We start from the raw sequence: 20,418 nt of genomic DNA, 5'->3' as shown, positions 1-20,418 counted from the left end.
GGAAACCGTGACCAATAGTGCTGTGCGGCTCTTGAACGAGTCTTGATTGGCCGCGCTTCGGCAGCTCCGGAGCCCTCGTAGGCTGTTGATACGTCCTGGCCGGGTCGGGTGTGCAACCGGCTTCCCGGCCTGCGCGCACCCGGCCTCGCCCGCCCGCCGGACCGGCGCCGCCGGCCGCCGGAGGCAACACAGCAACCTGCGAGAAGACAGCCCCCGAGGCGTTCCGCAAGTATTGGCCAGAGCGGGCACGCCAATCGAAGAACTTCTCCGCAGGCGGGCAGGATCCGCATGCGTACACCCACGGCGAATTGGACTTCCCATGGCCCGAATATTGTTGGCACTGCGACAACGAATCCTGACTCCGGATAAGCGCGAGGCGTTGTTTGACATACGCGGCTTCCATGTCAAGAACGACGCCGCGCGGCAGGCCCTGGAAAGTGCCGGGCTGAGTTTCATTGGCGGTTTCGGTGACGCCGCCGGGGCGCCCTCGCCCCCGGCCGCCGAGGAGCTGCTGGAGCGCCGGCCGGCGCCGCTGCGCGGCTTCGCCTACGAGGGCGCCGCGATGGCGTACGCCCTGATGGACGGCCTTCGCCCCGGCGGCGGCCGGGGCATGGCCCGGTTCCTGGCCGGGCGCGGCGCCGCGCACGTCTACATGGCCCACGTGGGCGCAGGCTGGGCCATGGCCCGGCTGCCCCGCTGGCGCTGGCCGGCGATCCTTCCGCCCGACCCGCTGCTGCGCTGGCTCGCCCTCGACGGCTACGGCTTCCACCAGGCCTACTTCCACACCGGCCGGTACGTCCACGAGCGGCACCGCGACCCGGCGCACATCTGGCCGGCGGAGCTGCGGCACTACGCGCCGCACGCGGTGGACCAGGGCATCGGCCGGGCGCTGTGGTTCGTCGCCGGCGCCGACCCGGCCGAACTGGTCCGGCTGCTCCACAGGTTCCCCGCCGACCGGCACTCCGACCTGTGGAGCGGGGTCGGCCTGGCCGCCAGCTACGCCGGTGGCGCCGATCTGACGGAACTGCGAACGCTCCGCGAGGCGGCCGGCGAGCACCGGGCGGCGCTCGGCCAGGGCGCCGCGTTCGCGGCCAAGGCCCGGATGCGGGCCGGACACGTGCCGACGCACACCGCTGTCGCGGTCGGCGCGTTCTGCGTCACCAGCATCGAGCAGGCCGCCGCGATCACCGATGCCGCACTGACCGATCTGACCGACTCGGCGTCGCTGCCCGCCTTCGCGGTGTGGCGTCAGCGGATCGCCGACCATCTCGTTCTGCTGGGGAGGTGCTGACCGGGTGTCCATGATCCTGGGTTGGGGCCGACGTCATCTCGCCGGGCTGACCGCCCTGCTGCTGATCGTCGGCCTGTTCCTGATCGCCAAGCCGGCCACTGCTACCGACGAGGAACGGCGACGGGTGGCCGCGGGCTACCGGTTCACGCCGCTGTCCATCGCGATCCCGGGTGGCCTGCCGCAGCAGAGCATCCGCCGGGTCAACAAGGAGTACACGCACATCGACGCGTGGATCTCCTCGGTGGGCGCCGGGGTCGCCATGAACGACATCGACGGCGACGGCCTGGCAAACGACCTCTGCGTCACCGACCCGCGGATCGACCGGGTGGTGGTCACCCCGACGCCCGGCGCGCGCCAGGAGCGGTACCAGCCGTTCGTGCTCGACCCGGCGCCGCTGCCGATGGGGCCGCACATGGCGCCGATGGGCTGCGCGCCCGGCGACTTCAACGAGGACGGCCGTACCGACCTGCTGGTCTACTGGTGGGGCCGGACGCCGGTGATCTTCCTGGCCCGCCCGGACGCCACCGGCCTGTCCGCGGCGGCGTTCCAGCCGGTCGAGCTGCTTCCCCGGCCCGCCGCCGCCGACGGCGGATACACCGGGCCGCGATGGAACACCAACACGGTGAGCGTGGCGGACTTCGACGGCGACGGTCACGAGGACGTGTTCGTCGGCAACTACTTCCCCGACGGCCCGGTGCTCGACCACACGGTCAGCGGCGGCGTGGCGATGAACCGGTCCATGTCGGCCGCGTACAACGGCGGGCGCGACCACGTCCTGCGCTGGACCGGCGCGACCGCCGGCACCGTCACCTTCGCCGACGTGCCGGACCTCTTCGACGACGACGTCTCCCGGGGCTGGGCACTCGCGTCGACCGCCACCGATCTCGACGGCGACCTGCTGCCCGAGCTGTACGTGGCGAACGACTTCGGCCCCGACCGGCTGCTGCACAACCGCTCCACGCCGGGCCGGATACGCCTGGCCCTCGTCGAGGGCGAGGGCAGCCGGCTCACCGTGCCCAAGTCGAAAATCCTCGGGCACGACTCCTTCAAGGGCATGGGCGTGGACGTCGGCGACCTGGACGGCGACGGCCTCTACGACATGTACGTCGGCAACATCACCACCTCGTTCGGCATCCAGGAGAGCAACTTCGCCTTCGTCAACCAGGCCCGGGACACCGACGACCTGCGGCAGCGGCTCGCCGACGGCCGGGCGCCGTTCGTCGACCGCAGCGCCCCGCTCAACCTCGCCTGGAGCGGCTGGAGCTGGGACGTCAAGATCGCCGACCTGACCAACAGCGGCCGGTCCGACATCGTGCAGACCAGCGGTTTCGTCAAGGGCGAGGTGAACCGGTGGGCGCAGCTGCAGGAGCTGGCCACCGCCAACGACACGCTGCTGGAGCACACCTCGTCGTGGCCACGGGTCCGGGAGGGCGACGACATCGCCGGTGGCCAGCCGCTGCGCCTGCACGCCCAGATGCCCGGCGGCGCCTACGCCGACATCGCCGGCCACCTCGGCCTGGCCGTGCCGATCCCGACCCGGGGCATCGCGCTCGGCGACGCCGACGGCGACGGCCGGCTGGACATGGCGGTGGCCCGGCAGTGGGACGCGCCCGTGTTCTACCGCAACGACAGCCCCGGCACCGGGTCCCAGCTGTCCCTGAAGCTGAACCGGCCGCCGACCGGCGACGCCGGCACCGGCTCCCCGGTGATCGGCGCGGACGTCACCGTCCGCACCCCCGACGGCCGTGTGCTGCGCGGCCGGGTCGACGGCGGCAGCGGCCACTCCGGCCGGCGCAGCTTCGAGGTGCACATCGGCCTCGGCGACGTCACCGGGCCGGTCCAGGTCGACCTGGCCTGGCGGGACCGCACCGGCGCGCCCCGCACGCAGACGGTGACGCTCACCCCCGGCCGGCACGCGCTCACCCTCGGCACCCAGGCACAGGAGGCGAGTTCATGACGAAGCCACGCGACCCGCGAGTGACAGCGCTGCGCCGCTTCGCGATCTCGATCAGCGTCCTCAACATCCTCGGCTACACGGTCCTCGGCTTCGAACAGCCCGCGCTCTGGCCGGTGTACGCCGTGCTCACCGCGTACGCCGCCGAGCTGCTGCTGGAGGCGGTGGGCGCCCGGGGTGAGGGCCGCGCCCCCCGGTATGCCGGTGGCGTGCGCAACCTGGTCGAGTTCCTCTTCCCCGCGCACATCACCGCGCTGGCGGTGAACATGCTGCTCTACACCAACGACCGGCTGCTGGTGATGCTCTTCGGCGTGCTGGTGGCGATCAGCGGCAAGTGGCTGCTGCGGGCGCCGGTCAACGGGCGGCTGCGGCACTTCATGAACCCGTCGAACTTCGGCATCGCGATCGTGCTGCTGCTGTTCCCGTGGGTCTCCATCGCGCCGCCGTACCACTTCACCGAGAACCTCTCCGGTCCCGCCGACTGGGCGATCGTGGCGGTGATCCTCGTCCTGGGCACGATGCTCAACGCCAAGCTCACCCGCCGGATGTGGCTGATCGCCGGCTGGCTGTCGATCTTCGTGGTGCAGTCCGTGGTCCGGGGCCTGGTGCTGGACACGTCGATCGCGGCCGCGCTGGCCACCATGACCGGCACCGCGTTCGTCCTGTTCACCAACTACATGATCACCGACCCGGGCACCACACCGAGCCGGCCCGCCGCCCAGTTCGCGTTCGGCGGCGGCGTGGCGCTGGTGTACGGCGTGCTGACCGGCGCCTCGGTGACGTACGGACTCTTCTTCGCCACCGCGATCGTCTGCCTGGTCCGCGGCGTCTACCTCTGGTCGCTGCACGCCTCGCGCCGCGAGCAGCGGCGCCGCGAACAGGACCAGCCCGTCTCGCCCGCAACGCCCGGGACACCGGCCACCGCCGGTCCCGTTCCCGCGGACAACGGCAAGCGGCCCGTGCCCGCCTGATCCGCGAATCGCACAACCCCAGGAGTGACGACATGAGCAGAATCGCGGTCGTCGGCATGAGCTGCCGCTACCCGGAAGCCGATTCGGTGGCCGACCTGTGGCGCAACGCCCTCAGCGGACGCCGCGCGTTCCGCCGGCTGCCGCCGGAGCGGATGAGCCTGGAGGACTACTGGGACGCCGACCCGGCCGCCCCGGACCGGTTCTACAACCGGCACGCCGCCGTCATCGAGGGGTACACGTTCGACCGGATCCGCCACCGGATCGCCGGCAGCACCTACCGCTCCACCGACCTCACCCACTGGCTGGCGCTGGACGTGGCCGGCGAGGCGCTCGCCGACGCCGGCTGGCCGGACGGCGCCGGACTGCCCCGGGAACGTACCGGCGTGGTGGTCGGCAACACCCTCACCGGCGAGTTCTCCCGCGCCAACGTGCTGCGGCTGCGCTGGCCGTACGTGCGCCGGGTGCTGGCCGCCGGGTTGCAGGAGCAGGGGTGGCCCGACCGGCGGATCGCGGAGTTCCTCGCGGTGACCGAGGAGCGGTACAAGAGCCCGTTCCCGCCGATCGACGAGGACACGCTCGCCGGTGGTCTCTCCAACACCATCGCCGGGCGGATCTGCAACCACTTCGACCTCGGCGGCGGCGGCTGGACAGTGGACGCCGCCTGCGCCTCCAGCCTGCTGTCGGTGGTCACCGCCGCGCGCGCCCTGGCCGACGGGGAGGTCGACGTCGCCGTGGCGGGCGGGGTGGACCTGTCCATCGACCCGTTCGAGATGGTCGGCTTCGCCAAGGCCGGCGCGCTGGCCCGCGACGAGATGCGGGTGTACGACGAGCGGTCGCAGGGCTTCTGGCCGGGCGAGGGCTGCGGGATGGTCGTGCTGATGCGCCACGACGACGCGGTGGCGCAGGGGCGCGCCGTGTACGCGACGATCGCCGGCTGGGGTGTCTCCTCCGACGGACGCGGCGGGATGACCCGGCCCGAGGCGCAGGGCTACCGGCTGGCGCTGGACCGGGCGTACCAGCGGGCCGGCTTCGGCATCGGCACGGTCCCGCTCTTCGAGGGACACGGCACCGGCACGGCGGTCGGCGACGCCACCGAGTTGCGCGCCCTCTCCGCCGCCCGGCGCGACGCCGGGGCCACCGACCCGGCCGCCATCGGCTCGATCAAGGCGCTCATCGGGCACACCAAGGCCGCCGCCGGCGTGGCCGGGCTGATCAAGGCGACCATGGCGCTGCGGCACGCGATCGTCCCGCCCACCGCCGGGTGCGCCCGTCCCCGCGCGGAGCTGACCGCCGCGGACCGTACGCTGCGCGCCGCGCCGGTGGCCGAGCCCTGGCCGGACGGTGCGCCGCTGCGCGCCGGGGTCACCGCGATGGGCTTCGGCGGGATCAACACCCACCTGGTGCTGGAGGCCGGCCCGTCCGCAGTGCCGGAGCGGATCCGGCGGCAGCAGCTGCGGCTGGCCCGGCACACCCAGGACGCCGAGCTGCTGCTGCTCGACGCGGCCGACCCGGCGGCGCTGCGGGAACGGGTGGCCGCGCTGCTGCCCCCGCTGGCCCGGCTGTCGTACGGCGAGCTGACCGACCTGGCCGGCGCGCTGGCCGGTGAGGTACGCGGCCGGCCGACGCGCCTGGCGGTGGTCGCCGCCTCCCCCGCCGAGGCGGTGGACCGGTTCGAGCGTGCCCTGGCGGCGCTCGACCGGGGCGAGGAGGAGCTGTTCGCCGACGGGCTGGCGCTGCGGCGCACGCTGCGGCCGGCCCGGCTCGGGTTCCTCTTCCCCGGCCAGGGCTCCGGCCGCAGCGTCGACGGCGGCGCGCTGGCCCGGCGTTTCCCGGCCGCCGCCGAGGTGCACCGCCTCGCGGCGCTGCCGGCCGACGCGGACCCGGTGGCCACCGAGGTGGCCCAGCCGCGCATCGCCGCGGGTTCCCTCGCCGGCCTGCGGGTGCTCACCGAACTCGGCGTCGAGGCACGGGTGGCCGTCGGGCACAGCCTCGGCGAGATCACCGCGCTGCACTGGGCCGGCACCGTCGACGCGGAGGCGCTGCTGCGGATCGCCGCGGCCCGCGGCGCCGTCATGGCCGGCTGCCGGGAACCGGGCACGATGGCCGGCATCGCCGCCGACGACACCGCCACCGCCCGGCTGATCGGCACGGAACCGGTGGTGGTGGCCGGTTACAACGGGCCGCTGCAGACGGTGGTCGCCGGCCCGTCCGACGCGGTCCGGCGGGTGTGCGAGCGGGCCACCGAGGCCGGTGTGCACTGGGCGGACCTGGCCGTCTCGCACGCGTTCCACTCCCCCCTGATGGCGTCGGCCGCCCGCGAGTTCGGCGACTGGCTGGAAGGGGTCCGGCTCGCCCCGCCGCACCGGCCGGTGGTCTCCACGGTCACCGGCGCGGAACTGCCCTCCGGCACGGACCTGGCGGCGTTGCTGCGCCGGCAGATCACCGAGCCGGTGCGCTTCGCCGCCGCGGTCACCGAGGCCGGCAAGCGGGTGGACGCGCTGGTCGAGGTCGGTCCCGGCCAGGTGCTCGCCCGGATGGCCCGGGAACTGGTCGACGTGCCGGTGTTCGGCACCGGCACCGACGCGCCCACGCTCGCCGGGTTCCTCGGCACTGTCGGCGCGCTCTGGACGCTGGGCGTACCCGTCGACCATGCCGCGCTGGTCAGTGACCGTCCGATCCGTCCGCTCGACCTGGCCGCGCGGCGGCGCTTCTTCGCCAACCCGTGCGAAGCCGCGCCGGCGGTGGTCGTGGCGGCGGCGGCGTCCCCGGCCGGGGACGAGACGACCCCGGCGGCCGGCGACGCCGAGCGACCCGCGACCGGCGACGCGACGGCGCCGGCCGGGCCGGCCGCCGATCCGCTGGCCGTGCTGCGCCGGCTCGCCGCGTCCCGCGCGGAGCTGCCGGCCGAGAGCGTCGGCGCGGACACCCGGCTCCTCGACGGCCTGCACCTCAGCTCGATCGCGGTGGGACAGCTGGTCAACGAGGCCGCCCGGGAACTCGGCCTGCCGGCGGTGCAGGCCCCGACGAACTTCGCCACCGCCACGCTGCGGGAGATCGCCGACGCGCTGCGGGAGCTGGACCCGGCCGCCGCGCCCGCCGACCGGCGGGTGGACGGCGTCGCCCCGTGGGTGCGCGGCTTCACCGTCGAGCTGGCCGAGGAACCGGTGGAGCGGATCACCGCCGGTCCCACCGGACCGGGCGGCTGGCAGCTGTACGCGCCGCCCGGCCACCGGTACGCGGGGGCGCTGCGCGACGCGCTCGCCGGTGCGGGCGTCGGCGGCGGCGTGCTGCTCTGCCCGGACGACGAGGTGGACCTGGACCTCGCGCTGCGCGCCGTCCAGGCCGCGGTGGCCCAGCCGCCGGGCAGCCGCCTGGTGGTCGTGCAGCACGGCCGGGGCGTCGCCGGGCTGGCCCGTACCGCCCGGCTGGAGGGCACGGGCCTGCACGTGACGCTCGTCGAGGCGGCCCCCGCCGACGACCTGGTGCACCGGGTGGTACGCGAGGTTGCCGCCACCGACGGGTACGCCGAGTGCCACCTCGGCGCGGACGGCACGCGGCGCGTCCCCCTGCTCCGGCCGCTGCCGCCACCCGGCCCGGTACGCGAGGGGCCGGCCGGTCCGCCACTGCGCCCGGACGACGTCCTGCTGGTGACCGGCGGCGGGAAGGGCATCACCGCCGAGTGCGCGCTCGCCCTGGCCCGGGACACCGGCGCGCGGCTGGCGCTGCTGGGCCGGGCCGACCCGGCCGCGGACCCGGAGCTGGCCGCGAACCTGACCCGGATGCGGGAGGCGGGGGTGCGCCTGCGGTACGTGCGCGCCGACGTCACCGACCCGGAGGCGGTACGCGCCGCCGTGGCGCAGGTGCGCGAGCACCTGGGTCCGGTCGCCGGGATCCTGCACGGCGCCGGGGTCAACCGGCCGGCCGCCCTCGGCGCGCTGGACCCGGACACCCTGCGCGCCACGCTCGCGCCGAAGGTGGACGGCCTGGCGAACGTCCTCGCCGCGGTCGAGTCGGACGAACTGCGGCTGCTGGTGACGTTCGGCAGCGTGATCGGGCGCGGTGGCCTGCCCGGGGAGGCGCACTACGCGCTGGCGAACGACTGGCTGGCCCGGCTCACAGCCGAGGCCGGCCGACGCTTCCCCGGATGCCGGGCGGTCTGTCTGGAGTGGTCGGTCTGGTCCGGCATCGGCATGGGTGAACGGCTCTCCGCTGTCGAGTCGCTGCTGCGCGCCGGGATCACCCCGATCCCGCCGGACGAGGGCGTCCGCCTGCTGCGCCAGGTGCTGACGCTGCCCCGGCTGCCCGCCTCGGTGGTGGTCACCGGGCGTACCGACGGGCTGGACACGCTGCGCCACGAGCGGCGCGAGCTGCCGCTGCTGCGTTTCCTGGAACGCCCGCTGGTGCAGTACGACGGCGTGGAGCTGGTGGTCGAGGCGGACCTGTCGGCCGAGAGCGACCCGTACCTCGCCGAGCACGACCTCGACGGCAGCCTCCTGCTGCCCGCCGTGCTCGGCATGGAGGCGATGGCGCAGGTGGCCTCCGCGCTCAGCGGCGCCACCGGTGTGCCGGTGCTGACCGGCGTCAGCTTCTCCCGGCCCGTGGTGGTGGCCCGCGGCGGGCGCACCACCGTCCGGATCGCTGCGGTGCAGGCCGAGGCGGGCGTGGTGGAGGTGGCGATCCGCAGCGACGAGACGGGCTTCGCGGTCGACCACTTCCGGGGCACCGTCCGCTTCGAACCGGACGAGGGCGACCGGGAGGCGCCGGGCGTGACCGGCGGGCTGCCGCCGGTGCCGCTGGAGCCGGGCCGGGACCTCTACGGCGACCTGCTCTTCCAGGGCGACCGGTTCCGCCGGCTGGTGCGCTACCACCGGGTCGCGTCCCGGCGGGCCGAGGCGGACGTCGCCACCACCGAGGATCTGCGCTGGTTCCACGCGTTCCTGCCGCAGCGGCTGCTGCTCGGCGACGCGGGCGCCCGGGACGCCTTCCTGCACGGCATCCAGGTCTGCGTGCCGGACGCGACGCTGCTGCCGGTCGCGGTGGACCGGGTGGAGCCGGCGGGACCGAAGCTCGCCGCCACCGAGCAGGTCCGCTTCGTGGCGATGGAACGGGAGCACCGCGACGACACCTACCGGTACGACGTGACGGTCCTCGGCGCGGCCGGGGTGGTGGTGGAACGCTGGCTCGGTCTGCGCCTGCGCGCGGTGCGTCACCGCCCGGCCGCCCTGCCGTGGCCGCCGGCGCTGCTCGGACCGGCGCTGGAGCGGCGGCTCGGCCGGCTGCTCGACGCCGATCTGGCGGTTGTGGTGGAACCGCGTCCGGACGGGACCGGCGGGGCACGCCGGGAGGTCACCGCCACCGCCGTCGGGCGGGCCGTGGGACGGCCGGTGCGGCTGCGGTACCGGCCGGACGGGCGGCCCGAGGAGGTCAACGGCCGGCACGTCTCCGCCGCCCACAGTGACGTCGCCAGCCTGCTGGTGGCCGGCGCCGGGCCGCTCGCCTGCGACCTGGAGGTGGTCCGGCCCCGGCCCGCCGAGGTGTGGGCCGACCTGCTCGGCCGGCACGCCGGGCTGGCCGGGCAGGTCGCCGCCGACCTCGGCGAGGACGCCGACGTCGCCGCCACCCGGGTCTGGTGCGCCAAGGAGTGCCTGGTCAAGGCGGGGCTGCCGGTGGACGCCCCGCTGACAGTGGCCGGCGCCGACGGCGAGTGGGTGCTGGTGCGCAGCGGCCGGGTCACGGTGGCCACCGGCCCGGTCCGTCTCACCGGCGAGCCACAGCCGGTGGTCGTCGCCGTCCTCACCGCGACGGGGGTGTGACATGTCCGCCTGGTACGAGTACCGCCACGTGGTCGGGTTCGAGGAGACGAACCTCGTCGGCAACGTCTACTACGTCAACTACCTGCGTTGGCAGGGCCGCTGCCGGGAGATGTTCCTGCGCGAGCACGCGCCGGCGGTGGTCGACGACCTGCGCGCCGGGTTGAAGCTGTTCACGCTGCGGGTGGACTGCGAGTACCTCGCCGAGCTCGACGCGTTCGACGAGCTGCGCATCCGGATGAGCCTGACCGAGCTGACCCAGACGCAGCTCGGCCTGGCCTTCGACTACCTGCGCGACGGCCCGGGCGGGCTGGTCCCGGTGGCCCGGGGTCACCAGCGGATCGCCTGCATGCGGGAGGTCGCCGGGCAGGTGGTGCCGACCCGCGTGCCGCCGCCGCTGGTGCGGGCGCTGGCGCCGTACCGGGCGGCCGAGGGGGTGTCCGGCCGTGCCTGAGCGGGCCGTGGGCGCGCCGCCGGCCGCCGCGGCGCTGCGTGCGGTGCTCGGCGAGTTCGTCACCGGCGTGACGGTGCTGACGGTGGGTGGTCCGCTGCCGCACGGGATGACCGCGAACTCGTTCACCTCGGTCTCGCTGGACCCGCCGCTGGTGCTGCTCTGCGTGAGCCGCGACAGCCTGATGTCCGCCTGCCTGGCCGACGCGGACGGGTTCGGCATCTCCGTCCTGGCGGCCGGTCAGGAACACCTGGCCCGGCACTTCGCCGACCGGCGCCGGCGGCCCGGGCGGGCGCAGTTCACCACTGTCGGCTGGTCGCCGGGCGAGCAGACCGGAGCGCCGCTGCTGCACGGGGCGCTGGCCTGGCTGGAGTGCCGGCCGTGGCGCTGCCACGACGGCGGCGACCACGTGATCGTGGTGGGCCGGCTGGTGGCCGCGCGCACGGCCGCCGACAGCGACGCCCTGATCTTCCGGCGGGGCCGGTTCGACAGGTACGGGAAACCCCACCCGGCCGCCGGCCGCCGGCACATCCAACCGCTCCTGAAGGAGGCGCAGTGACCCTGTCGGAGAAGCGCGACGCCGGCGCTCCGGGGCTCGATCTGAACGGCAGCCGGCACCGGGCGGCCCTGCAGATCTTCCTCGTCGTCGTCATCGCACACTGGGCCGAGCACCTGGTGCAGGCCGCCCAGATCTGGGTGTTCGGCTGGTCCCGGCCGGAGGCCCGGGGCGTGCTCGGCATGCCGTTCCCGTGGCTCGTGGAGAGCGAGTGGCTGCACTACGGGTACGCGCTCGTCATGCTCGCCGGTTTCTGGATGCTGCGCGGCGGCTTCGTCGGCCGCGCCCGGACCTGGTGGACGGCGGCGCTGCTGATCCAGGTGTGGCACCACCTTGAGCACCTGCTGCTGCTGGTGCAGTCGCTGACCGGCAGCAACCTGGCCGGGCAGCCGGTGCCGACGAGCCTGCTGCAACTGGTGGCGCCCCGGGTGGAGCTGCACCTGTTCTACAACGCGGTGGTGTTCCTGCCGATGGTGGTGGCGATGTACCTGCACCGCACGCCGCTCGCCGACGAGCTGGCCCGGATGCGGTGCAGCTGCCGCCGGGTGGCCGAAGTCCGGTGAGGCGCGGGCCGGGACTGAGGTGGCTGGCGGCGGGACTGCTCACGCTGCTCGCGCTCGGCCTGGCCGGGCTGACCCTGGCGGCGCAGCTGCGGCCGGCGCGGTTGGTGAGCACCGACCCGCCGGCCGGCACCCGGCTGACCACGGCCCCTGCTGCGGTGACGCTCACCTTCAACGGTCCGCTCGACGGCGAGCGGACCCATGTCTGGCTGGTCGGCCCGGGCGGGGCGTTCGCCGCGACGGGCGCGCCCCGGTATCGCGGCAACGGCGTCGAGCTGCCGGTCACGGTCGCGGCTGACGGGCGCTACCGGGTCGGCTACCACGCCCAGCTCGCCACCGGGCAGACCGCCACCGGCGTGGTCCCCTTCACCGTCGCCGCCGGGCTCGTCGCGCCGCCGCGGGCGGCCCCGGCCGTGTCCCCGCCGGTCACCGCGCCGCCGGACGGGTCCGCCGGGGGCGGCCACCACGGTGGTACGGGCGGAGCGGCCGGGTTGGCCCTGTTGCTGGCGCCGGTGGTGACCGGGGCGGTCCTGCTCGTGCTGATGGCGCGTGGACGGCGTGACCGGCCCGCCGGCGACGGCCCGCCCGGGTCGGCGGCCGATCCGGGGCCGGGCGGACGACGGCGGGCCTGGGTGCTGCGGGAACCGGCGGACGCCGACGACCGGCCCGCCGACCGCGAACCGGCCCGGCCGGGCGGGTGACCTGACGGACCACAGGAGGAGGAGCGATGTCCGTATCGACAGATGCCGCCGCCGTGAAGGCCGAACAGCGGCGGACCTGGGACGCCGTCAGCGACGGCTGGACCCGCGAGTGGGAGACGTTCGAGCGGGGCGGCGCGGCGCTCACCGCGCGGCTGCTGGCCCTGGGTGGCGTACGGCCGGGGCACCGCGTCCTGGACGTCGCGACCGGTCCGGGGGAGCCGGCGCTCAGCGCCGCCGACGTGGTCGGTCCGGCCGGCACGGTCACCGGTGTCGACCTCTCCCCCGCCATGCTCGCCGTGGCCCGCCGCCGCGCCGAGGGCCGCCGCAACGTCAACTTCCTGGTCGCCGACCTGGAGACGGTGGAGCTGCCGCCGCACGCCTTCGACGTGGTGCTCAGCCGGCTCGGCCTGATGTTCGCCGTCGACCCCGGCGCCGCGTTCGGCCGGATCGCCCGGCTGCTCGTCCCGGGCGGCGTGCTCGCCGCGGCGGTGTGGGCGCCACCACCGCGGGTGCCGCTGATGTCGCTCGGGTACGGCGTGCTCGCGCGACGGCTGGACCTGCCGTCCGGGCCACCGGACGCCCCCGGCCCGTACCGCCTCTGCGATCCGGCGGCGCTGGCGGCCGGGCTGACCGACGCCGGCCTGCGTGACGTGACGGTCGAGGAGTACCCGGTCCCGTTCCGGTTCCACGATCCGGCCGAGTACGCGCGGTTCACCCGGGCGGTGGCCCCGCCACCGGTACGCCGCCGGGTCGACGCGCTCGACCCGGCCGGGCGGGACGCGCTCTGGGCCGAGGTGGCCGCCGCCGCCGAGGGACGCGCCGGCCCGGACGGCAGGGTCGACCTGACCTCGACCGCGCTCACCGTCCGCGCGGTCGCCCCGCACCGACCCTCATCCATCACGACGGAAGGACCGAGATGACCACCGAACTGCAACGCCGCAAGCTGGAGAAGGTCTTCGCCTCGTACGACGCCGACGGGGACGGCGTCATCGACGGGCTGGACATCACCGCGATGGCCCAGATCTGGTGCGACACGTACGGCGTCGCGCCGTACTCGCCGGGCTGGCGGCGTATCCACGGCGCGGCGGCCCGGATGTGGCGCGGGATGCGCGGCAGCGACGGGCCGGACGGCGAGAAGCGGGTGACGGTCGCCGAGTGGGTGGCCTGGGCCGACAAGCCGGAGTTCCCGGAGTTCGTGACGAACGCGGCGGTGCCGTTCAGCCTGGCCGTCTTCGACGTGGCCGACGCGGACCGTGACGGGCGCATCAACCACGCGGAGATGTTCGCGGCGCAGAGCAAGAGCGGCATGCGGTCGGAGGACACGCAGCGGATCTTCGACCGGCTCGACACCGACCGGGACGGCTACCTCACCAGCGAGGAGTACGGCCGGGCGGCGCACGAGTTCTACCTCAGCGCCGACCCGGACGCGCCGGGCAACGTGATCGCCGGGGAGCTCTGAGCGGCCGGACGCCCGGCCGCCGGTCCGTGTGGGCCGGTGGCCGGGCGTCCGCCGGTCAGCGGGTACGCAGACGCGCGGTCATCGGCAGCGCGTCGACGGGCATGGTCATGGCCGGCACGGGCTTCGGCTCGTGGCCGGGCACCGGCTCCAGCCGCCAGCGGGCGGCGATGCTGGCCAGCGAGACGATCATCTCGGTCCAGGCGAACTGGTCGCCGATGCAGCCGTGCACGCCGGTGGCGAACGGCATGAAGGCGCCGCGCGGCAGCGCCCGGGCCCGCTCCGGCAGCCACCGGTCCGGGTCGAAGCGCTCGGGCTCCGGATAGATCAGCGGGTTGTGGTGTACGGCGTGGAAGCTGTAGAGCACGTCCGAGCCGGCCGGGATCAGGTAGCCGCCCAGTTCGGCGTCGCGGGCGGTGACCCGGTTGTTGAACAGGCCCTGGGTGCGCAGCCGCAGCGTCTCGGAGAGCACCTGGCGGGTGTACTCCAGCGCCGCCACGTCGGCGTAGCCGGCGGCCCGTCCGTCGAGCACCCGGTCGACCTCGGCGTGCAGCCGCCGCTGCACCTCGGGGTCCGCGCCGACGTGGTGCAGCGCCCAGCAGAGCGTGTTGGCGATGGTGTTGCTCCCGGCGATGAAGAACGTCATCACCTCGTCGTGGACCTGCTCGTCGCTCATCGCGGGCCGGCCGTCCTCGTCGCGGGCGAAGAGCATCATCGACAGCAGGTCACCGTGGTCGGTGCCGGCCGCGCGGTACTCGGCGATGACCCGGCCGATGGTGGCCCGCAGGTACTCGGCCGCGGCGTCGTAGTCGCGGTTGGCCTGGGTGGGCAGCCGGGTCAGCACGCCCGTCACGTCGGTGATCCGGCGGAACAGTCCGCCCAGGACGGTGGTGGTCGCGGCCATGAACCGGGCGCGGTCGAGGCGCCGGTCCCCGGCGAAGACGACCTCGACGATGTTGGTGAGGGCCAGCTCGTCCATCTCCTTCTCGACCGCGAGGCGCTGGCCGTCGCGCCAGGAGTCGAGCTTGCCGGCGACCGTCCGGCTCATCAGTTCCGTGTAGTGGATGACCTTGTTGCGGTGGAAGGCGGGCTGGATCAGCGCCCGCTGCCGGCGGTGGAACTCGCCCTCGGAGATGCCCAGGCCGTTGCCGAACATGGACCGGAAGCGGTCGGTCATCGGCCCGCCCCGGACGAAGGTGTCGCCGTCGCGGAGCAGCTCGCGCATCAGGGTCGGGTCGTTCACCACGTACGCCGGGCGCTTGCCGAGCGCGATGGTGACGACCGGCTCGCCGGACTGGAGTTCGAGCAGGAACTCGGCGGGTCGTCGTTTCATCTGCAGGCCGTGCCCGAGCACGGGCAGGCGGCCGGGCGCCGACGCGGGTGTGCGCAGGGTGCTGGTCATGGTGCGTTCCCTCGGTGTCGGGCCGCGCGGCTCGCCGCGTCGGCGGTGACGGGCCGGCCCGGGTGCGACGGCGGCCCGGTCGGGATCAGCGGGAGAGCAGCGCGCCGGTGGACGCGGGCCGTCCGGCGGCGTGCCAGACCCGCGACGAACCGATGGTCTGGCCGTTGGCCAGGTCCTGAAGGGTGATCTGGACCCGCCAGGGGTCGAACTGGAGCACCTCGAAGCCGGCGTCGGCGGGGCCGTCGGGCCAGACCGCGTACGGGTCGAAGCCGCGCTGGGTCGCCTCGGCGGCGACCAGGTCCCAGACGTGGCGCTTGGTGTCGCCCGGCTCCAGCCAGGTGGCGCGGCAGTCGACGAAGACGGCGTCGTGCGCGGGTGTCCAGTAGCTGCACGAGACGTACGGGTTGCGAGCGAGGTGGGCGGTCTTGACCGGGGTACGGGAGGTGCTGACCCATCCGGTCGGGCCGGCGTCGCCGACCTCCCAGGAGACGTGCATGATCCGGCTGCGCGGCCGGTCGCGTCCGTCCACAGTGGCGACCGTGCACCAGCCGATCTCGGTGGTGAGCCGCAGGAAGTCGTCACGGAGGTCGGCGAAGTCGCCGACCGGGGTGCTGAAAGTGGAAGGCTCCATGCCGAAGATGGTAGATCCGCAGGAGCGGGGTTTGCTATATGATTCTCAATTCTTGCGGTCCCCGGTGGGGAGCCTCAGCCGGCCCGCAGGACCTTGCGCAGCGCGTCGATCACCCTTGCCTGGGTGTCCCCGTCCAGGGACGGGTACATCGGCAGCGAGAAGATCTCCCCCGCCAGCCGCTCGGTGACCGGCAGTGACCCCTCGGAGTAGCCGAGGTGGGCGAAGCCGCGCATGGTGTGCACCGGCCAGCGGTAGCTGACGTTCAGCTCGATGCCGTGCGGGCGCAGCTCCGCCAGGATCTCGTCGCGCCGCGGGTGCCGCACCACGTAGAGGTAGTAGACGTGCTCGTTGCCGGGCGCGGCGACCGGCAGGACCAGGCCGGTGCCGGCCAGCCCCTCGTCGTAGCGGCGGGCGATCTCGCGCCGGGCGGCGACGTAGCGGTCCAGCCGCCGCAGCTTGCGGCGCAGGATCTCCGCCTGCACCTCGTCCAGGCGGCTGTTGCGGCCGGGCGTCTCCTCGACGTAGTAGCGGTCCTCCATCCCGTAGTACCGCAGCCGGCGCAGGCGCCGCTCCACGTCCGGGTCGGCGGTGATCGTCGCACCGCCGTCGCCGTACGCGCCGAGCACCTTCGTGGGGTAGAACGAGAAGGCGGCGGCGTCACCGAGCGACCCGGCCACGCGGCCGTGGTGGCGCGCGCCGTGCGCCTGCGCGCAGTCCTCCAGCACCGCGAGGCCGTGCTCCGCGGCGAGCGCCCGCAGCGGCGCCATCTCGACGCACTGTCCGTAGAGGTGCACCGGGAGCAGCACCCGGGTGCGCGCCGTGATCGCGTCGGCGACCTGGTCGACGCGCATCAGGCAGGTCGCCTCGTCCACGTCGACGAAGACCGGCACCGCGCCCACCGCGTCGATGGCGAGCACTGTCGGGGCGGCCGTGTTGGCGACGGTGACCACCTCGTCGCCGGGGCGTACGCCCAGCGCCCACAGGGCCAGCGAGATGGCGTCAGTGCCGTTGGCCACCCCGACGCAGTGCGGTACGCCGTGGTAGGCGGCGAACTCCCGCTCGAAGCCGCGCACGCTCTCGCCGAGCACCAGCCGGCCGGAGGAGAAGACCTGTTCCACGGCGCCGAGGACGTCCTCGCGCTCGCTGGCGTACTCGGCCAGGTAGTTCCAGACTCCGACGGTCATGGCGGCGGACCTCCCCGGGGGCGCGTCGTCGCCGCGGTGCCTCACCCCGGCATCACCACCTCGCATCCTAGTCGCCCACGGCGTCGGCCAGCTACACGTTCGTCAACCGACGTCGGTACCCCCGGCTCCCGCCCACTGGCCCGAACGGACGGAATCGCCCTCTCGACGACGCCACCGCTCCGGGCTTGACACCAGCCCGGCGAGGTGCGCGAAAACCCTTGCCCGGCAAGCCTCAACTGCCGCCCTGACCTGCCACGACATCGGCTGCCGTCGACCGCTGCGACCCCTCCGTCGACCGGTGGGAATTGCGCGGAGTGGATCTCCCCGCAGTCGACTTCCCGTCAATTGACAGTTGCAATTCGCATAGTAGGCTCGCTGCCGCGGGCGCCGCTCTCCGGCCCTTCTCCGTCTCCCTCCGACCGCGACGCCTGGCATGTTCCGGCCTCAATCCCGCACGTGACCAGGAGGACGTCCATGCCCCGTGGACAACTGCGCGGCCCGCTCCGGCGTGCCGCCCACATCGGAGTGATCGCGCTCGTCGCAGTCAGCAGCGGCCTGGTGCCGCCCCCGGCCGCGGCCGGGGCGTCCGTGCGACGGATCACCTCGACAGTGACCGGCAGCGACGGCCAGCCGTACCGGATCACCAATCACCTCACCCGCACGGCTCAGGCCGCCGAGCGGGCGGGCGCGTCCGCCCGCCAGTGGCTGCTGGTGTGGACCGGCGACGCCGCCCCCGGCCCCGACGGCAAGCCCGACCCCGACTTCCTCGCCGTCGTGGACGCCACCCCCGGCTCACCCGACTACGGCCGGGTGGCGAACACGGTCACCGTCGACTCGGTCCTCGGCAACGAGCCGCACCACATGCAGTACACCTGGCGCAAGGGCGACAAGGTGTACGCCGGCGGCCTGCTCAGCGACACCGTCTTCGTCTTCGACGTCAGCCGGCTGCCCCGGGTCTCGCTCAGCGGCGTGACGCTCCCGCACGACACCCCGTGCGGCTCGGTGCCGGACGCGTTCACCGTCCTGCGCGACGGCACCGCGTACGGGTCGTACATGGGCGGGCCCGACGTCGCCGGCCCCTGCACCTACTCCGACGGGCAGACCCGCGTGGGCAACGGCTTCGCCGGCTCCCCCGGCGAGGTGGTCCGGCTCGGTGCCGACGGCCGGGTGCTGGCCGAGATGCCGGCGGCGAAGAAGGAGGCCGAGGACCCGGTCTCCTGCCCCAACCAGCCGGCGCTGCCGGTGCCGACCTGCGCCAACCCGCACGGCATCGCGCTGCGCGAGGACCTGAACCGGCTGGTCACCAGCGACTTCGTCGAGGTGCGGCACGTCGTCGCCGGCCTGGTGACCGACCCGAACCTGCAGCGCCGCACGGTCCGCACGTACGACATCAGCAACCGCAACCGGCCCCGCCTGCTGTCGCTGTCCTACCTGCCCGACGGGCCCCGGGTCGACGACGAGTTCAGCCGGGAGGGTCTGCTGGCCATGGAGCCCGCGGTGACGAACAAGCCCCGCAACAAGGGCGCGTTCGTGGCCACCGGGATGGGCGCGGTCTACTACACGCCGGACATCACCAAGCGGGAGCTGACCTGGCGGCAGGTGTTCGACGACGCGACCGCCTTCCGCCGGATCTACCCGCGCGACACCCCGACCAGCGCGGCGGACGGCGGCAGCTGGCTCATGGTGAGCCCGGACGACCGCTTCCTGTTCCACACGGTGATGTTCGGCGGCAACAACTCACCGGCCGTGAACGCCGAGTCCGGCATGGTGTACGTGCTGGACATCCGCCGGCTCCTGGCCGCCGGAAGCCGGACCTCGTGCCAGATCGACACGATCACGGAGACCGTACGCGGCGGCGCCGAGCCGGACTGTCCCGCGCTGGTCAGCGCGCTGCCGATCGTGGACACCACGCTCGGCGGCCCGCACTGGGGGGCGCTGGACACGTTCCGGCCGGTGGCGGGCGGGAAGCACTTCCGCCAGACCGACCAGGTCTCCCGGGTGGTCACCTCGAACTACTTCGTGGCCCCCACCGGGCTCGACGGTGACGCCCGGATCTGCATGGCGCTGGTCGACCCGGCGGGCCGGCTCACCGAGGACCGCGCGTTCCGCGACGAGCACACCGGCCGGCGCTGCGTGAGCTTCGACCGGACGAGCTGGCCGCACGGCGACACCGGCAAGGCGAACCCGCACGGGCTGCTCTTCGCGGTGGCCGACGCGCAACTGCGCTGAGCACGACGGACCGGCCGCGGGCGGCGACGAGCCGCCCGCCGCCGGGCTCACGCCGGCGCGGCCAGCCGGGGCACCACCTCGGCGGGGGACGGCAGCGCCGCGATCTCGGCCCGCACCTCACCTGTCACCCGGCCCAGCTCCGTGTCGGTGAGCAGCCTGTCGATCGCGGCGACGCCCAGCTCGTCCACCGAGTCCAGCACGTGCGCCAGCCCTCGGGCGCGCAGCAGCTCGCCGGTGACCAGCTCGTCCGGCGAGCCGGGCAGCACCAGCTGGCGGACGCCGAGCGCGGCGCAGGTGAGCGTCGTGCCGTCCCCGCCGTGGTGGATCGCGGCGGCGCAGCCGCGCAGCAACTGGTTCAGCGGCACCCAGCCGGTGGTACGCACGTTGGCCGGCAGGTCGGCCGGGACCGCCGACTCCCCGATCGCCAGCACGAACTCGGCGTCCAGCCCGGAGGCCGCGGCGAGCACCCGCTGGATGCCGGCGGCGAACCGGTCCGGCCCGCCGAGCGTGCCGAAGGTGACAGCGATCCGGGGCCGGTCGACCGGCTCCCGGAGCCAGTCCGGCAGCACCCCGCCGCCGTTGTACGGCACGTAGCGCATGGAGATCTCGGCCGGTCCGCCCTCGACCAGGCTGGGCGGGGCGATGTCGACGGTCCGGATGCCCTCGGGCAGCGTCACCCCGTGCCGGCGCATCGCCACCGCGCCGGGCAGCTCGCGCAGCAGGTCGGGGGTGAACCGAGCCAGCCCGAGGCTGTGCGCCACCGCCGGCACCTTCAGCCGGGCGGCGACGACCGGGCCGACCGCGAAGATCGGGTCGTACACCACCAGGTCCGGCTGCACCCATTCGCCGAGCGCGACGTGGGCGTCCACGAACGGGTCCCAGGCCGCGACGATGTACGGCTTTCGCTCCTCCATCTCCCCGATCGGGTCGGCGCCGATCGGCTCGAAGAGGCGCGGCACGTCCCTGATGAACTGGGCCTGCATGTCCGAGGTGGTCCGTCCGGGCACGGCGTCCAGGACCGGCAGCCCGGCCCGGGCCACCGCCAGCGCGTCACCGGCGGTGACGAAGACGACCTCGTGCCCGGCGGCGCGGAACGCCCACCCGAGCGGCACCAGCGGGAACGCGTGGCCGATGGCCGGACCCGGCATGAACAGTACGCGCATGACTCCTGCCCTCCCTGTCGCCGAGGCGGCACGGCCGACGCCGTACCGCCGAACCGGTG

The 20,418-nt window shown here is 74.4% G+C and carries 15 protein-coding genes; 11 read left to right on the top strand and 4 right to left on the bottom strand.

What is annotated here, in order from left to right; translation table 11 throughout:
- The first annotated feature begins 319 nt into the window (after window positions 1-319).
- From MicB006_RS24685 to MicB006_RS24640, 10 genes are read left to right on the top strand one after another with little or no spacing between them, the layout of a single operon-like run.
- The gene (locus tag MicB006_RS24685; protein WP_116509299.1) at window positions 320-1,291 is read left to right on the top strand and encodes a DUF1702 family protein; all 972 of its coding nucleotides are present in this window, start codon (window positions 320-322) and stop codon (window positions 1,289-1,291) included.
- 4 nt (window positions 1,292-1,295) lie between these two features.
- Window positions 1,296-3,248 (top strand): CRTAC1 family protein, encoded by a 1,953-nt coding sequence (locus MicB006_RS24680; protein WP_116509297.1) that lies wholly within the window; start codon window positions 1,296-1,298, stop codon window positions 3,246-3,248.
- The gene (locus MicB006_RS24675) at window positions 3,245-4,216 is read left to right on the top strand and encodes an enediyne biosynthesis protein (RefSeq protein ID WP_225980489.1); all 972 of its coding nucleotides are present in this window, start codon (window positions 3,245-3,247) and stop codon (window positions 4,214-4,216) included. The genes MicB006_RS24680 and MicB006_RS24675 overlap by 4 nt, the downstream gene beginning before the upstream one ends.
- Window positions 4,217-4,248: 32 nt before the next feature.
- The gene (locus MicB006_RS24670) at window positions 4,249-10,029 is read left to right on the top strand and encodes an SDR family NAD(P)-dependent oxidoreductase (protein WP_116509293.1); all 5,781 of its coding nucleotides are present in this window, start codon (window positions 4,249-4,251) and stop codon (window positions 10,027-10,029) included.
- A 1-nt stretch (window position 10,030) separates the two neighbouring features.
- The gene (locus MicB006_RS24665) at window positions 10,031-10,480 is read left to right on the top strand and encodes a thioesterase family protein (RefSeq protein WP_073827300.1); all 450 of its coding nucleotides are present in this window, start codon (window positions 10,031-10,033) and stop codon (window positions 10,478-10,480) included.
- The gene (locus MicB006_RS24660) at window positions 10,473-11,036 is read left to right on the top strand and encodes a flavin reductase family protein (RefSeq protein WP_225980488.1); all 564 of its coding nucleotides are present in this window, start codon (window positions 10,473-10,475) and stop codon (window positions 11,034-11,036) included. Before MicB006_RS24665 ends, MicB006_RS24660 begins: the two co-directional genes overlap by 8 nt.
- Window positions 11,033-11,596: a hypothetical protein gene (locus MicB006_RS24655; protein ID WP_073827298.1), complete on the top strand. Its 564-nt coding sequence runs from the start codon at window positions 11,033-11,035 to the stop codon at window positions 11,594-11,596. Before MicB006_RS24660 ends, MicB006_RS24655 begins: the two co-directional genes overlap by 4 nt.
- Complete coding sequence (locus MicB006_RS24650; RefSeq protein WP_161565949.1) at window positions 11,593-12,294, top strand: copper resistance CopC family protein; 702 nt, start codon at window positions 11,593-11,595, stop codon at window positions 12,292-12,294. Before MicB006_RS24655 ends, MicB006_RS24650 begins: the two co-directional genes overlap by 4 nt.
- Window positions 12,295-12,320: 26 nt before the next feature.
- Complete coding sequence (locus MicB006_RS24645; RefSeq protein WP_116509287.1) at window positions 12,321-13,214, top strand: class I SAM-dependent methyltransferase; 894 nt, start codon at window positions 12,321-12,323, stop codon at window positions 13,212-13,214.
- The gene (locus MicB006_RS24640; RefSeq protein ID WP_030503321.1) at window positions 13,211-13,753 is read left to right on the top strand and encodes an EF-hand domain-containing protein; all 543 of its coding nucleotides are present in this window, start codon (window positions 13,211-13,213) and stop codon (window positions 13,751-13,753) included. The genes MicB006_RS24645 and MicB006_RS24640 overlap by 4 nt, the downstream gene beginning before the upstream one ends.
- 55 nt (window positions 13,754-13,808) lie before the next feature.
- Here the strand turns inward: MicB006_RS24640 and MicB006_RS24635 are convergent, their stop codons facing one another.
- The 3 genes from MicB006_RS24635 to MicB006_RS24625 all read right to left on the bottom strand — a co-directional run bounded on the left by MicB006_RS24635 (window position 13,809) and on the right by MicB006_RS24625 (window position 16,967).
- A complete protein-coding gene (locus MicB006_RS24635; protein WP_116509286.1) occupies window positions 13,809-15,152 on the bottom strand; it encodes a cytochrome P450 in 1,344 nt (447 codons plus the stop codon).
- A gap of 85 nt (window positions 15,153-15,237) precedes the next feature.
- On the bottom strand, window positions 15,238-15,783 hold the full coding sequence (locus MicB006_RS24630; RefSeq protein ID WP_030503323.1) for a pyridoxamine 5'-phosphate oxidase family protein: 546 nt from the start codon (window positions 15,781-15,783) through the stop codon (window positions 15,238-15,240).
- A gap of 74 nt (window positions 15,784-15,857) precedes the next feature.
- Window positions 15,858-16,967, bottom strand: coding sequence for a DegT/DnrJ/EryC1/StrS aminotransferase family protein (locus MicB006_RS24625; RefSeq protein ID WP_116509284.1), 1,110 nt, complete (start codon window positions 16,965-16,967; stop codon window positions 15,858-15,860).
- 474 nt (window positions 16,968-17,441) lie between these two features.
- Between MicB006_RS24625 and MicB006_RS24620 the strand changes: the two genes are divergently transcribed.
- Window positions 17,442-19,196, top strand: a complete 1,755-nt coding sequence (locus tag MicB006_RS24620) for a hypothetical protein (protein WP_116509282.1) — start codon at window positions 17,442-17,444, stop codon at window positions 19,194-19,196.
- Between the two features lie 47 nt (window positions 19,197-19,243).
- Here MicB006_RS24620 and MicB006_RS24615 read toward each other — a convergent pair whose 3' ends face one another.
- Window positions 19,244-20,359 carry a nucleotide disphospho-sugar-binding domain-containing protein gene (locus MicB006_RS24615; RefSeq protein ID WP_116509280.1) on the bottom strand — a complete coding sequence of 372 codons (1,116 nt, stop codon included), beginning with the start codon at window positions 20,357-20,359 and terminating at the stop codon, window positions 19,244-19,246.
- Window positions 20,360-20,418 lie beyond the last annotated feature (59 nt).

It is taken from the genome of Micromonospora sp. B006 (assembly GCF_003408515.1).
GTDB lineage: Bacteria > Actinomycetota > Actinomycetes > Mycobacteriales > Micromonosporaceae > Micromonospora > Micromonospora echinospora_A.
The sequence above is the reverse complement of the archived record's forward strand: the minus strand, read 5'-3'. Positions and strand labels throughout refer to the sequence as shown.